The sequence below is a fragment of the Methylacidimicrobium cyclopophantes genome (assembly GCF_902143385.2).
Lineage (GTDB): Bacteria > Verrucomicrobiota > Verrucomicrobiia > Methylacidiphilales > Methylacidiphilaceae > Methylacidimicrobium > Methylacidimicrobium cyclopophantes.
Map to the genome: position 1 here is coordinate 1 of NZ_CABFUZ020000246.1, position 12,715 is coordinate 12,715.

The following is a 12,715-nucleotide window of genomic DNA, read 5'->3' on the forward strand; positions in this document are numbered from 1 at the left end:
CCGAGCCGCCAGCGGCGGGTGAATGCGGCCGAGGTCGTAGGGCTGATCGCGCGTCTTCGTTCGAGGCAGGATCTCCCTGTTCAAGGAGTGCTCGATGCGTTGGACAGACTGCGGCTGAACATCTTCTGGTGGAATGCACTGCGCGAGAAGGCAGAAGAGGATGCTTCCGCTGCGGGAGTCGAGTGGAGAAAGCGTCGCAGGGCCCTAGCGGCGATCGCCGAGCCGCTCTTGATCGGGAGCATGCCCATCGTGCATCGATTGGTTTGTGGGCAGCAGAAGCCGGAGATCCGAGATGCGATGCAGAGCGATGGAGTCATCGGCATCTATCGCGCCCTGGAACGATTCGATCCGAGCCGAACGGGTTCTTTCCTCCAGTACGCCGTCTATTGGGTACGCAATGAGATTGCGGCCGGGGCGCTCCGATCGCGCGTCGTCTCATCGAGCGACTATGGCCAACGCAGGGCGCGCAGGGAGAACCGGATCGGCTTTGCGGACAGAGGAGAGGAGCCGACTTTCTCGGAGCCCATCCTGCTCAGCTTGGATACGGCAGGATCGGCTGCGGGCTTGGAAGAGGAAGAGAGCACGCTTCATGAGGTTTTCACCGATTCTCAGGGAGTAGCGCACCCCTTTGAAGGAAAGGAGCTGAAGCAAGAATGGCTGGAAATTCTTCGAGACTGCCCCTCCCCGCTCCGTCCCTTCCTTCTGCTCCGCTACTATTATCCCGTTTGGCACGTCGAGGGGGAGCGCACGTTCCGGGGTGCGGAGGCTCTCGACGCGCTTGCGCCAATGGCGCGCGAAAGATTGATCGCGGGAGCATCCTCGGGGCAGGATCGGGTGGAGGGCATCGCGCACTCCTGAAGAGTGGCGCCGCCCGCCCCGGTAGCCGCGCTTCCTTATCGAGCATGAAAGAGGCGACCGATCCAATGCACCACGGCCTCCATCGCATCGCCCGTCATGTTCCACCCGTTGCGAAGCCAGGAATGGATCGGGTCGGGAGCAAAGCGATCGATCGCGATCGCCACGAGCAGTGCAAGGGAGATGTCGATGATATAGTGTCCAATCTTTTGGCGCATGCGTTACGTCGTTCTCCAATAGCGAAGTCTAAAACGAGCTCCGTATCTCTCCGCCCCTTTTCCCAGGCTTGCAGAACCCCCGTGCTCCCCCGGCGTTTCTTTTCGCCAGCAGCCCAAAAGAAGCGGCATTGGGTTTGCCATAGGTAAAGCGCGACGGCAAGGAAAGAGCGATGGATGCCAGCCTGCTCCTCCTTCTGTATGGCGCGCTGCTTTTTGCCCTTCGTGGGGTCCCTTCTCCGCCGAGGCCCTCCGGCCAATTGCAAATCTTTCTCTGGCATCTCGTAACCAGCCGATGGTGGCCCCATGGATCTCTCCTCTCCCGGGATTCAAGGACAAATTGGGTCGTCCTAGGTTGGATTGCGGGGAGTTTCCTTCTCGGCCGGGCGAGCTTCTTCGCTCCACACTCCCCCCTCGCCTACTCTTTGGACCAGCTCGGCGGGTTGACTGCCGGACTCTGTCTCCTTTCGGGTTTCGGTTTAGTCGCTTTGCAGCTGCGCGATCGTGCGGAGCGTGTGACCGACAAAAAGCAGGAACAAGCCCCTCCGCCGCGGGCGCTCGTGGCGCTTCGAGAGGACGAGGCGATTCTGCGGTTGCCTGGATATTCGGCCCAGTCGATCCAGAGGCTCGCGTCTAGGCTTTATCGGATGCCGGGGGAAGCGGTCGCTCTGCTCAACAAGGATCGGATCGTAAGCGTTCTGCCGTGGCCGCCCGAGGCCGATTCCGTGGAAGCCGCATTGCGGGCTCTCGAAGAGCGGCTCGCGCAAACCGAGGAGCGGGCGCTGGCGCTCAGCATGGAGAGGAATCGAGCGAGCGAGGCGCTTTTCGCCCTGGAAGGCAAATTGGAGGAACTCGAGAGAGCACGGCATCGGCTCGTCAAGGATGTCGCCCGCATGCGGGCCGAGAGCCGTCTCGGGAACCAATCGGACTTCTATCGGCTCTCCGAAGCCGAATTGACTCAGGCGCGCGAAGTCCGGCAAAAGGAGATCGCTCTGATCGAGCAGATCCTCGAAGTACGGGAGAAAGCGGGCGGGGCCCAAGCCGATGCCCTCGCGTGAGCCACGGAGCGGATCATGGGCGAGAGGACATTGCTTCTTCCCTTCTCCCTTCTGCGGCCTAGCAGCCTATCGCGCTTGGCGGAAGAGCCTTCCAGGGGATCTCCCGGAAGCCCAGTAGGATAGGCCCGCCTTCCTCGCCAACTTCCTCCTGCGGCTTTCTATGGCAAGAGCTCGACGCAGAACTCTGGGGAATGGAGCCTAGCGAAAGGCGGGCGGTTTCGGCATGGAAGCGGCCCGGGACGACTTTCGACTCGAGGAAGAACTGGTCCAGCGGCACCCGGTGCAGAGATCGAAGAGGGTGATCCGGCGCCAGCCGACATGCAAGAAGGGGAAGAGCACTCGGAGCACCCCACGCGCCAGCGAGCGCCCGAGAGACATTCGTGGGAAAGGTGTCAAGCGCCATCCGAGGAGCCAGTGAATGGGTCGGGAGTGAATCTTCGCTTCCCAGAGGCCGCACCAGATCGGATAGAAGAGCAGAAAGAGAATGTCGCCCCAGCGCCTCGCTACCGAGAGGGAGAGAGCAAGCAGAACCATGGCCTCTGAGAGGCTCACCATGCCTCTTTCCCAGAGCGCCGGCCGGTAAACTCGCCCTTCCACTTTCCGTCTCCGCCGGACCACATCTCTTTCCTAGGATCCTCGGCCTTCGGATCCCGGTGTCCTAGTAGATGGCGTGGTTGTGCCGATATGCGACAGGCACCAATTGCTTGCTTCTGCCTCACGGTGGCTCTCATGTCCGAAAGCGGATGCACGACGACCCCTCGGGATGCTTTTCCGCCCGCCTGCTCGGTCGATGTCCCGTGTCGCGCCAGCGACCCGCTGCTCTCTTCTCAGCCGGTTCGGGTCCGGCCTTCTCGCAACGGTTTTGTTCTCACCGAGCCGCTTCGCTTACATGGAAAGCGCCTGTTGCCCATGGGGGCCGAACTCCGTTCGGAGCGGATTTTCATCCACTCCCTGCCTCCCCGCTATTTGGTTGATGGGCTTCGGATCGATCCGAAGTCCGTTTTCGTGCCGGCGACCGGCAACGTGATCTATGAAGCCGGGGTCTACTGGGCGACTCTCAGCACCGCCTGCATTCCACGCACGACCTCCTCTCGACGCTAAGCCAACCTATGGAGGGTAACGGAACCATGAGCAAGGACGAGGGAGTTGGAGAGGAGCGGGGTCTCCTCGGTTCCGGACCAATGGTTTTGGCTTCGACGAAGCGCGAGCTCCAGGCGAACGATCCCCTGGTCGGAAATAGCGCCATCCCGCCGACCGCTGGCGTGGAGCGCGGCTCGCCTGGGGAGCAGGCGTTTGTGGCCGATCGCCAAGGTCAGGGTTTTCCTTCGTCCGAGGGAAAGTCCGAGGATATTCCGTCTTCTCCGAGGAGTCTCGGGGAAAAGGAAGAGAGGGGGAGATCGGAGAAATCCCCCGGGGACGAGCTTCCGGCTTCGGGCCATCGGCGAAGGGAAAGCCCGGAAGTCCTTTCTCCTCTGGATTCGCCGCTTCGGCCCGAGAAGAGAAAACCCCCGCTTTTCCGGAAAATGGAGCAGAGCGCCACGACGGATGCGAACGGAAAAGCGAAGGAGGGATTCCCTTTTGGAGCCTCCGTGCAAAGCCTCGGTCCGGCGCTCGAGCTCCTTTGTCGCCTTGCCGGATGGACCGCAATCGGGCTGGGATCCCTCTCTTTGGTCGCCGAAGGGCTGCCGGCGCTCATTGCTCCTAGCTGGTGGCATTCGGGAGCCGAAGAACGCAGGCTCATTGGTCTCCGGCAGGAAGCGGAAGAGATTCTCAGAGCCGCTTCTTCCATTGAACAGGAGTCCGCGATGCGTAGCCGGCTCGGCCCCGTGGTTGCGGCGGTGGCGTTTTCCGCCGTCCCGTCGCTCCTCGTGGACGAGATGGAAATCATCGCTCCTTCCTCGACGCAAATGGGACGCGTCCAGATAAAAATCCGGAGTTTCGACGCAGACGGAATGGGAGCCATGGCGACCTTTGGAGCGATGGTCGGCATGGCCTTGGAACGGAGCACAGGTCGAAAGATTCGGCTGATTCCGACCGGGCTGAACATCCCCTACGCCTTGGAGAAGGGCGAGGGTTCTAGTGCGGAACCAATCCGGGCTATCCTGGTAGCCCCGCTGCGTCGGGAGGATCTGCAATGAGCCGGAAGACGCTCGTTTTTCTTTTTGCTTCCCTGATCGTCAGCCTCGTCTTTTTCTCCCTTGCTCGATGGGTCTGCGCGGAGGGGAAGAAGCGCGAGGCCGTATGCCGACAAGCCGAGGCGTCCCGAGACTTTCTTCGGCGGCACTCCCAGAAGATCGAAGCGGCGCGAAGGCGCTTGGCTCAGTGGGCGGAAGATGCCGCGGGCCCCGTCGAGGCCCGGCTCGTCGATGCCGTAAGCCGGTTTCAGCGGCGTAGGGATGACTTTCGCCTGGTCGGATTGAGCCGTGCTCCAGAAGGAATCCTGATGGAAGCGGAATGCCGTTCGCAGGCGGCCGTCGAGTTTCTCTTCTTTTGCGAACGGGAACTGAGCGACTTGGCCTTCGCTCGAATTTCCCTTGGCTGCCCTCCGGGAACTCGGGTTGGGAGCCTGCGGACCGAATTTGTCTTTCGCGTTCTCGCCCATCCTCCTTCGTTCCCCCTTCCCCGTTCGACTTCCACCGCATCGACCTCCCCTTTCTCCTTCTTGAGTCCGCGACCCTTTGAGGTAGGTCTCCGGCAATGACGACAAGAGAAGAGCGATGAAACCGAACGATTCCGCACAAGAGACAAAGGGCGATCGCCCTTCCGTACAAAAGATCACGCCTTCCCTGACAACGCTCCTTCTCTTGAGCTTCCTAAGCGTTTCGCTTTGCTTCCTCTTCTTTCCCGCCCGAAGGAAGGGTTTGGAACTCGGCAAAGTCACCCATGCGGCGATGGGGATGGATGGAAGAGCCGACCTTCCTCGAGAGCTATCCCCATCCGCCTTGCCCCATCTTTCCGCCCCTTCTTCTCCAAAAGGTGAGGGGAGCGCAGCCATTCCCCCTCCGGGTGGAGTGGATGCTTTCGGCCTGCCCGCAAGCGGCGCCTTTGAAACGGGATCGGGTAGGAGCGCAGACCATCCCCTCTCCCTTTCGAACCTGGCTTCCTACCTGCCGATTTGGGGATACCTCGAGGGGGAAGAAGTGATCGTCGGGGGTCGAGTCTATCGTCCAGGCGAGCAGCTCGTGATCCGAACGCCCTCCGGGCTTTGCAAGGCTCGGATCGCCCAGGTCGATCGCCATTGCCTCGTTCTTCAGGACGAAGAGGGAACGGAGGTGCGCGTTCCTTGGCCTCGTCCGAGCGGAGCGTCGGGCACACCGAGCAATGAGATTTTCATCGACCCATTTTCTTCTTCCGAACGATGAAAGCGCTCCGCTTCTGCCCTCTTTGGGCAGGCATCCTCGTCCTTTTCGTCGTTTTTCCCTCATCGGGACAAGAACGAGAAGCGCAACCGCACAAAGGCCCCGCTGCTTCCTTCCAACAGTTCGACATCGATTTTCGTCCCGGTCGGAGTCTCCTTTCCGCTCCGAGCGTCGAGACGCCGCTAGCACGGCCGGATGAGGCTGCCGCAAAGGCCTACCACATTCTCGGAATGCCGCTGAATGCCTTTCTCCAAGCAATGGCCCAGCGTGCGGGTGCTAATTACATCGCTACCCCGGATGTCCGGGGAATGGTCAACTCGATCTTCTACGATATTGATCCGATATCGATGGCGAAGGCGGGAGCACGGGCGAACGGATACGCTCTCGAATCTCTGGATGGTATCTTTGTCGTCCATCGCCTTCCAGTGGGAGAACTTTCCGCTTTGCCGGGGGAGTTCCGCCAAAAGATCACCCCAAGAGATCCCGCAATCTCACCGCCTGCTTCCTCTCAATCGGGAACGGAAGCGGCTTCCGCTCCGCGGGAAAAGTCGTCTCGCCTGCGGCCGGTCCGACCCCAAAGCACAGCGGCCCAAACCCATCCACCCGCTTCTCCCAAGAAGCTTCCCATTGCACGCCTCCCCCCCCGATCTCCGGAAGAGAAAAAGCTCATGGCCCTCACCAAAAAGCTCGCCCGGCAAAAAGAAGAGCAGAAGAGGCTTTTGAAAGAGGAGCAAGAGCTTCACCGCCGCCTTCGCGAGGAAGAGCGCATGCTCCTCGTGCAACGAAAGGCGACCGAGAAGGCCCTTCGGGAGGAGCTGGCGCGGTATAGGAAGGCCGCGGAGGAAGCGCGGCGGCTTCAAGCGGCTGAATAGCCCCTCGGGTCCGCTTGTCGCCCGGTTGCGGAATGGTCCCGGTCGTCACGCCGCCGAGCGGCGCAAGTGGGACGGGAGGATCTTGAGCGCCGCGCGGTACTTGGCGACGGTCCTGCGGGCGAGCGTAATTCCCTTTTGGCGCAGGGCATCGACGATGTCTTGATCGGAAAGAGGACTGCCCGGATCCTCCTTTCGGACCATCTCCTCGATGGCCGCCTTGACCGTCTGGTTGGAAAGGAGATCCCCTTTGGCCGTCTGATAGCCGGGACGAAAGAAGTACTTGAGTTCGAAAATCCCGTGGGGAGTTTCGACATATTTGTTGGCAATGGCTCGGCTCACCGTCGTCTCGTGAATGCCGATCCGCCGGGCGATCTCTCCCATGGTGAGCGGCCGCAGCCTGCTCAATCCATGATCGAAAAACTCGGTCTGGCAGTCGACGATCGCCGCAGCCACCTCCGAAAGGGTTTGCTGTCGAAGGCGCAAGCATTTGAGAAGGAAGCGGCCGGACCGGATCTTTTCTTTTAGGTAGTTGCGCAATCCGGGATCTTGTCCGCCGGCGTGGAGGAGCTCCTTGTAGGCTCCGCTGATTCGCAGTCGGGGGATAGCCGCTTCGTTGGTCAGAACGGTCCATTTGCCATCGATCTTTTCCACCCGGAGATCGACTTCGACGATCGCCTCTCGCTCGGTCCGGCGGAAGCTCCCCCCGGGATTAGGCTGGAGCGTGCGGATCAATCGGGCGGCCGCAGCCACGCGGGGGAGCGGGACTCGAAGAAGCTTTGCAATTTCGGAAAATTTTTTCCGAGCGAGGAGCTCCAGATGGCTTTCCACGATCTTGGCTTCCACTTCGCTCCCTTTCCCTTGTCGGCGCAGTTGGATCAGCAGGCATTCCTGGAGGTTGCGGGCGGCGACGCCCGCCGGATCCAATCCCTGGACCAAGCGGAGAGCTTCTTCTACCCGTTCGAGGGAGAGTTCCGCCAAGCTCGAGAGATCTTCGAGATCGACCCGCAAGTAGCCGCGGCCGTCGAGGTTGCCGATGATTTCGGCTCCGACGCGGAGAATTTCCGGATCTCCGGTCGTGGCCCGAAGCTGTCGGGTCAAAAAATCGGGCAGCGTTTCCGGAACCACCTGCGAGTCGAAGAAATATTGCCGTTTCTCATCGGCATCATCGGGAATCCCGACCTTCGCTTCCATGGGACCCAGGTAGTCGCGCCACGACTCCTCCGTTTCCGCGAGCGCTTCCAAGGAACTCTCCCTCTCCTCTTCTCGAGAGGTCGATTCGATTTCCTCTTCGAGCACCGGGTTTGCCAAGAGCTCCTGGGCGATCACCGAGCGAAGCTCGATCGAAGGGGCCTGCAGCAGGGCCAGAGACTGCTGCATCTGCGGAGAGAGAGACTGATTGAGCCGGACCGACTGGAAAAGGCCTAGAGAAGGCACGGAATATGCTAATCATTGACGGGCCTTCCTGCCAGGAGAAAAAATGTCCTCCATAGGCTCCAGCGGCTCTTCTGCGGCCGCTCTTCCTTCCCGTTTGGGCTCGCCTCTTCCCCCTCTTTCCGTTACCTCGAAAGGATGCTCCGGCTCACGATCCTCGCTAGCGGCAGCAGCGGAAATGCCGCACTGCTGGAAACGGAGAAGAGCCGATGGCTGGTCGATGCGGGGATCAGCGCCCGCCGGTTGGAAGAGCGCCTTCGGGCGGTTGGCGTCGATCCGGGAAGCCTTTCGGGAGTCTTCCTGACCCATGAGCATGCCGACCACGCCCGGGGCTTGCGGGTCTTTCTCCGGCGCCATTCCCTTCCCTTGTATTGCAACGAATTGACTTGGCTTGCCCTCGCGGAGGAAAAGACGATCGATTGGCGGCGGTTGGAAACCGCGAGACGGTTGGAGCTGGGTGATCTGGAAATCGAGAGCTTTCCCGTCCCCCACGACGCGGCGGATCCCGTCGGGTTTCTCTTTCACCACGGGACCGGGACGGTCGGCTTGGTAACCGATTTGGGCTACGCTACCCGCTTGGTTCTTGAAAAAATGAGCCAGTGCCGAGCCCTACTCCTAGAAGCGAATCACGACCCGGCGCTCTTGCAAGCCGACTCTCGGCGCCCCTGGTCGGTTAAGCAGCGGATCCTTTCCCGCCATGGCCACCTTTCCAACCAGAGTGCTGCGCAAATTGCGGTGGAGATGGCCCGGCGCAGCCTGCAAGAGATCGTCTTGGGTCACCTGAGCGAGGATTGCAATCGGCCGGAGTTGGTGGAAAGGGCCATCCGAGAGCGGATGGAGCAGGAAAGCCCGGCCCCCCTGTCGGTTCGAGTCTGGACCGAGCGGTCGCCCGCCAGCCCGCTCTGTTGGAAGTAGCTCCCGCTACTCGGGATCCGGTCGCCTCCAGGCAACCCGCAGAGGAGGGAGGAATATTCTTATTCTAAGAAAGATGCTCTTCGTCCCGTTTGTCCTACTGAGGGATCATGAACTCAGAGGCCGGGCAAGATTCCCTGTTTCATGCATTACTTTCCGCCTGGGAAGGCAAACTCCTCCTCTACGCGGACTCGATCATTGGAGATTCGGAGTCAGCCCGAGATATCGTGCAACAAAGTTTCCTCAAGCTCGCGAAGGCACTGCGCGGAGAAAGGCGGGACTCGGCCGGGGGAGGCCTGCCGATGGAAAAAGACCCGCAGAGACGGTGGAGGGCTTGGCTCTTCACGGTCACACGGAATGGCGCTTTGGACCATTTACGGAAGCGCAAGGCCCTCGTCCCAGAGGAGGTTTTGAGGAACGTTCCCTCCAATGAGCCGACTCCTCGAAGCTCGCTCGAGAGGAGAGACCTGGTCAACCAAGTGTTCGAGCGCCTCGAGAGCTTGAATCGATTGCAAAGGGAGGCTATTCGGCTCCGCTTTCAAGATGACCTCTCCTACAAAGAGATTGCGCAAGTGATGGATGTTTCGATCAGCAATGTCGGCTTTTTGCTCCACGTGGGGCTGAAAAAATTGCGGGAGCTTCTCAAAGAGGAGCTTCAGGCGATGCCCTCGGAATGCGACGGAGGAAGTCTATGAATCCAGAGGATCCGAAAGTTGTGGCTCTTCTTCTCGGAGAAGCGGAAAGCCTCTCGCCAGAAGAGCGCGCGGAGGCAGAAGCCCTCCTCGCGGGCGAGGGAGAAGCCGAGGAGATTCGCAAGGCGATCCGGCTTCTTCGCGAAGGCTTCTCGCGCGAGGAGCTCCCTCAACTGCTGGAGGAGCAGAGGCGAGTGATCCTAGAGGAAGCGAGCCGTCTCTTCCTTTCCCAGAAAGAGCTTGCGCCTTCGTCGAACCCATGGGCCTCTCGGCTCTCGCGGCTCCTGCAGTTCCCGCTCTGGATCCCCGCGCTGGCGGTGATCTCCCTCTCTCTTCTCATCCTCGCCATTTTTCACCCGTGGCCTCGGGAGCAGAGGAGTGCAGGGGCCGGAGCGAAAAGGCAGATCGTTGCCTCTTCGACCGAGAGGAGAAACGAGACGACCCATGCGCCACCGGTCGCATCCGCAACCCGCACTGAGGAGATCCCGCCCTCGGCTGTCCGCGCTCGCGCCGAGGAAGCGAAGCCAGCCCCAACTCCGCCTCCCGGATCGGTGGCCCAAGGCAAAAGCCCGAATGGGATGGCGGGAGCGGCGGAAGGCCGGGCGGAGCAACCCCTCCCGGCCCGGCCGCACGAGCAGAGTCCGAGCCCGGTCGATGACACGACCACCCGGAAGGAGGTGGCGCAGGCGCGGCCGAGCCATCGGCGCAGACACAGGGGGAAGAATCGGGTGGCGGCCACTCCCAAAGAGCGGGAGGCAACGGCAAGCACCGATCCGGCAACCGGAGGAGCCGATTTGGGAGCCGCAGTAGAGGGAGCCGCAGTAGATGCTGGAGCCGCAATAGGTGCTCCTGCTGAAGCCGCAATAGCTGTAATGCGCGGTGTTCTATTGGGCCACAGAGTGCACAGTTGGGAATTTTCAGCGGGATCCGAGGGCGATCTCGACTCGAGGCCCCCTTGGAACCGGAACGCCTTCGATGCCAGCCCGGAGAATCAGTTCCTCTTCGTGCGGGAGCATCCCCTTTCGACCTTTAGCGCCGACGTCGACACGGCGAGCTATACGATCGTCCGTCGCTTTCTCTTAGAGGAGAAGCAGTTGCCCCCCAAAGGGGCGGTGCGGATCGAGGAGCTGATCAACTATTTTGCCTATGATTATCCGGGACCCAAAGGGGGAGATCTCTTTGCGGTGAACATGGAGGTCGCCTCCTGTCCCTGGGCTCCGAAGCATCGGCTGGTTCGGATTGGGGTCAAGGCACGGGAGCTGCCTCCGGAGTCGCTTCCCCCCAGCAATCTGGTCTTCCTGATCGATGTCTCTGGTTCGATGGGTATGCCGAAAAAGCTGCCGCTGGTCCAAAAGAGCCTCGACTACCTGATCGATCAGCTCGGCGAAAAGGACCAGGTGGGGATCGTCGTCTATGCGGGGGCCAGCGGTTGTGTCCTCCTTCCGACCAGCGACAAGAGGAAGATCCGGGAGGCGCTCAAAAAGCTGGAAGCCGGAGGGTCGACCAACGGTGCTTCGGGCATCGAAATGGCCTACGAATTGGCGGAGAAAAACTTCCTCAAGGAGGGGAACAACCGTGTCATCCTGGCGACCGACGGGGACTGGAATGTGGGGACCACCAGCCAGAGCGAGCTGCTCGATCTGATCGCCAAGAAGGCCAAGAAGAAGATCTATTTGACCGTGCTCGGATTCGGCATGGACAACTTGAACGACTCGATGCTGGTCAAGCTGGCCGACCGGGGGAACGGCAACTACGCCTATATCGATACCTTGGAGGAGGCGCACAAGGTCTTCGGGGAGTCGCTGCACAAGACCCTCTTCACCGTGGCCAAGGATGTGAAGTTCCAGGTTGAGTTCAATCCAAAGGAGGTCGCGGCCCACCGGTTGATCGGCTACGAAAAGCGGCTCTTAGCCAAGGAAGACTTCAACGATGATACCAAGGATGCGGGGGAGATCGGGGCGGGGCATACGGTGACGGTGCTCTATGAGATCATTCCTGCGGGAGGCGAGCTACCGCCCCATGCCGGAGTCGATCCGCTCAAGTACCAGGCCAATTGGAAACAAGAAGACCGCGGGAGTGCTCCCCTTTCCGAGAATGGGACTTCTGGCGAGCTGCTCACCGTGAAGATCCGGTACAAGAAACCCGACGGCGAGAAGAGCGAGCGGTTGGAGTTTCCACTCACCGATCGTGGGCTCGAGTGGCAGAAGAGCTCGGAGGATTTCCGCTTTGCGGCCGCCGTCGCGGCCTTCGGGCAACTCCTGAAAAATTCCCCCCTCCGAGGGGAAAGCAGCTGGCAGCTGGTGAGGAGGCTTGCCGAAGAGGGCCGAGGGAAAGACCCCTACGGCTACCGGAGCTCCTTCCTCGAGCTGGTGAAACAGGCCAGCTCTTTGCCAGCGCAAACCAAGGAGGGAGACGAAGAGGGATGATGGGTGCATCCGGAGAGCTCCCGGAAGACCCATGGTCGCTCGTGTGGCGGATCCGCCTCGAAATCGCTTCTCAAATCGGCATCCTAACCCAGATCTTCTAGGAGAGTCCGCACCAACCTCTCCCACTCCTGGTCGAGGGGAGAGGTGGCTTCGGGCTTCCCCGCCCGGGCATACCAGTAACGGGCGTTGCCCAAGTCCCCTTCCCGACGATGGAGATAGGCATGGACCCAGGCGGAAGCGGCGTCCGATTGGGCCTGCACGATCCGGTGGGCCCGGTCCCACTCTCCTGCTCGATCGTGCCAAAGGGCTTCGAGAGGGGGACGCAAACCCGAGGGGATGCCGCCCGTCGGGTCGACGAGTGTTTTGAGAAACTCTTCGTAGCTCATCCGGCCTTTTGGAAGAGACTCGCTTGCGGCTTTCGAAAGGCAAGAAGAAAGAAAGTGGCAATCGGATGTGCGGTCGCTCCGTTGCATTCTCGGCGGGAAGCCCTTAGCATCGCTGGATGATCTACGAGCTGCGGGAATATCGCATCAAGCCCGGATGTCTGCAGGAGTTCGTCCGTTTCATGGACGAGGAGCTTTTGCCCTTTCAAGCGAGCAAGGGGGTGACCGTGGTCGGCTCCTTCACCGTGCCGCAGGATCCGAGCCGATACGTCTGGATCCGAGCCTTTGCGAACGAACGGGAGCGAGAACGGATCTGCCAAGCGGTCTACGGAAGCTCCGAGTGGGAAGAGCGGTTTGGGCCCAAGTGCGACGAGCTCATGGAAGCCCAAGGCCTTCAAGTATCCCTGCTCGAGCCGACGCCGGGATCGAGGCTCCAGTGATCGCTCGAAGGGCTTTCCGGAGGTCGGCGATCGCTCCGTTGCGTTCTGGGAGGGAAGCCCTTAGCATCGCTG

The 12,715-nt window shown here is 60.9% G+C and carries 15 protein-coding genes; 11 read left to right on the forward strand and 4 right to left on the reverse strand.

The window, feature by feature from the left end; translation table 11 throughout:
- A partial coding sequence (locus tag FN369_RS09640) for a sigma factor (protein WP_142525931.1) occupies positions 1-858 on the forward strand: 858 nt, incomplete at its 5' end.
- 35 nt (positions 859-893) lie between these two features.
- Here the strand turns inward: FN369_RS09640 and FN369_RS09645 are convergent.
- A complete protein-coding gene (locus tag FN369_RS09645; RefSeq protein WP_142525932.1) occupies positions 894-1,073 on the reverse strand; it encodes a hypothetical protein in 180 nt (59 codons plus the stop codon).
- 170 nt (positions 1,074-1,243) lie between these two features.
- Here FN369_RS09645 and FN369_RS09650 point away from each other — a divergent pair, with 170 nt between their 5' ends.
- Positions 1,244-2,128, forward strand: coding sequence for a hypothetical protein (locus tag FN369_RS09650; protein WP_142525933.1), 885 nt, complete (start codon positions 1,244-1,246; stop codon positions 2,126-2,128).
- Positions 2,129-2,326: 198 nt separating this feature from the next.
- Here FN369_RS09650 and FN369_RS09655 read toward each other — a convergent pair whose 3' ends face one another.
- Positions 2,327-2,725 (reverse strand): hypothetical protein, encoded by a 399-nt coding sequence (locus FN369_RS09655; protein ID WP_178087796.1) that lies wholly within the window; start codon positions 2,723-2,725, stop codon positions 2,327-2,329.
- A gap of 87 nt (positions 2,726-2,812) precedes the next feature.
- On the opposite strand from FN369_RS09655, the gene FN369_RS09660 reads away from it, so the two are divergent.
- The 5 genes from FN369_RS09660 to FN369_RS09680 are packed head-to-tail and all read left to right on the forward strand — an operon-like array spanning position 2,813 to position 6,359.
- A complete protein-coding gene (locus FN369_RS09660) occupies positions 2,813-3,229 on the forward strand; it encodes a hypothetical protein (protein ID WP_142525935.1) in 417 nt (138 codons plus the stop codon).
- Between the two features lie 26 nt (positions 3,230-3,255).
- Positions 3,256-4,266, forward strand: coding sequence for a hotdog family protein (locus FN369_RS09665; protein WP_142525936.1), 1,011 nt, complete (start codon positions 3,256-3,258; stop codon positions 4,264-4,266).
- Positions 4,263-4,829 carry a hypothetical protein gene (locus FN369_RS09670; RefSeq protein ID WP_142525937.1) on the forward strand — a complete coding sequence of 189 codons (567 nt, stop codon included), beginning with the start codon at positions 4,263-4,265 and terminating at the stop codon, positions 4,827-4,829. The genes FN369_RS09665 and FN369_RS09670 overlap by 4 nt, the downstream gene beginning before the upstream one ends.
- Before the next feature lie 16 nt (positions 4,830-4,845).
- Positions 4,846-5,490 carry a hypothetical protein gene (locus FN369_RS09675; RefSeq protein ID WP_142525938.1) on the forward strand — a complete coding sequence of 215 codons (645 nt, stop codon included), beginning with the start codon at positions 4,846-4,848 and terminating at the stop codon, positions 5,488-5,490.
- Positions 5,487-6,359 carry a hypothetical protein gene (locus FN369_RS09680; RefSeq protein ID WP_142525939.1) on the forward strand — a complete coding sequence of 291 codons (873 nt, stop codon included), beginning with the start codon at positions 5,487-5,489 and terminating at the stop codon, positions 6,357-6,359. The genes FN369_RS09675 and FN369_RS09680 overlap by 4 nt, the downstream gene beginning before the upstream one ends.
- Positions 6,360-6,404: 45 nt before the next feature.
- On the opposite strand, the gene rpoN is transcribed toward FN369_RS09680, so the two are convergent.
- Positions 6,405-7,793: an RNA polymerase factor sigma-54 gene (gene rpoN, locus FN369_RS09685; protein WP_142525940.1), complete on the reverse strand. Its 1,389-nt coding sequence runs from the start codon at positions 7,791-7,793 to the stop codon at positions 6,405-6,407.
- Positions 7,794-7,808: 15 nt separating this feature from the next.
- Between rpoN and FN369_RS09690 the strand changes: the two genes are divergently transcribed.
- The 3 genes from FN369_RS09690 to FN369_RS09700 all read left to right on the forward strand — a co-directional run bounded on the left by FN369_RS09690 (position 7,809) and on the right by FN369_RS09700 (position 11,820).
- Positions 7,809-8,705, forward strand: a complete 897-nt coding sequence (locus FN369_RS09690; protein ID WP_246189654.1) for an MBL fold metallo-hydrolase — start codon at positions 7,809-7,811, stop codon at positions 8,703-8,705.
- Positions 8,706-8,812: 107 nt separating this feature from the next.
- On the forward strand, positions 8,813-9,397 hold the full coding sequence (locus FN369_RS09695; protein WP_142525941.1) for an RNA polymerase sigma factor: 585 nt from the start codon (positions 8,813-8,815) through the stop codon (positions 9,395-9,397).
- The gene (locus FN369_RS09700; protein ID WP_142525942.1) at positions 9,394-11,820 is read left to right on the forward strand and encodes a YfbK domain-containing protein; all 2,427 of its coding nucleotides are present in this window, start codon (positions 9,394-9,396) and stop codon (positions 11,818-11,820) included. Before FN369_RS09695 ends, FN369_RS09700 begins: the two co-directional genes overlap by 4 nt.
- 83 nt (positions 11,821-11,903) lie before the next feature.
- Here FN369_RS09700 and FN369_RS09705 read toward each other — a convergent pair whose 3' ends face one another.
- Entirely contained in the window at positions 11,904-12,206 is a 303-nt protein-coding gene (locus FN369_RS09705; RefSeq protein ID WP_142525943.1) for a hypothetical protein, read from the reverse strand.
- A gap of 116 nt (positions 12,207-12,322) precedes the next feature.
- Here FN369_RS09705 and FN369_RS09710 point away from each other — a divergent pair, with 116 nt between their 5' ends.
- Positions 12,323-12,643 carry an NIPSNAP family protein gene (locus FN369_RS09710; RefSeq protein WP_142525944.1) on the forward strand — a complete coding sequence of 107 codons (321 nt, stop codon included), beginning with the start codon at positions 12,323-12,325 and terminating at the stop codon, positions 12,641-12,643.
- Positions 12,644-12,715 lie beyond the last annotated feature (72 nt).

What these genes read in the sequence shown, in the direction of transcription:
- FN369_RS09645 (WP_142525932.1), bottom strand. Translation starts at nt 1,073, where the DNA reads ATGCGCCAAAAGATTGGACACTATATCATCGACATCTCCCTTGCACTG.
- FN369_RS09665 (WP_142525936.1), top strand. Translation starts at nt 3,256, where the DNA reads ATGAGCAAGGACGAGGGAGTTGGAGAGGAGCGGGGTCTCCTCGGTTCC.
- FN369_RS09710 (WP_142525944.1), top strand. Translation starts at nt 12,323, where the DNA reads ATGATCTACGAGCTGCGGGAATATCGCATCAAGCCCGGATGTCTGCAG.
- FN369_RS09680 (WP_142525939.1), top strand. Translation starts at nt 5,487, where the DNA reads ATGAAAGCGCTCCGCTTCTGCCCTCTTTGGGCAGGCATCCTCGTCCTT.
- FN369_RS09695 (WP_142525941.1), top strand. Translation starts at nt 8,813, where the DNA reads ATGAACTCAGAGGCCGGGCAAGATTCCCTGTTTCATGCATTACTTTCC.
- FN369_RS09660 (WP_142525935.1), top strand. Translation starts at nt 2,813, where the DNA reads ATGCGACAGGCACCAATTGCTTGCTTCTGCCTCACGGTGGCTCTCATG.
- FN369_RS09705 (WP_142525943.1), bottom strand. Translation starts at nt 12,206, where the DNA reads ATGAGCTACGAAGAGTTTCTCAAAACACTCGTCGACCCGACGGGCGGC.
- FN369_RS09675 (WP_142525938.1), top strand. Translation starts at nt 4,846, where the DNA reads ATGAAACCGAACGATTCCGCACAAGAGACAAAGGGCGATCGCCCTTCC.
- FN369_RS09670 (WP_142525937.1), top strand. Translation starts at nt 4,263, where the DNA reads ATGAGCCGGAAGACGCTCGTTTTTCTTTTTGCTTCCCTGATCGTCAGC.
- FN369_RS09700 (WP_142525942.1), top strand. Translation starts at nt 9,394, where the DNA reads ATGAATCCAGAGGATCCGAAAGTTGTGGCTCTTCTTCTCGGAGAAGCG.
- FN369_RS09650 (WP_142525933.1), top strand. Translation starts at nt 1,244, where the DNA reads ATGGATGCCAGCCTGCTCCTCCTTCTGTATGGCGCGCTGCTTTTTGCC.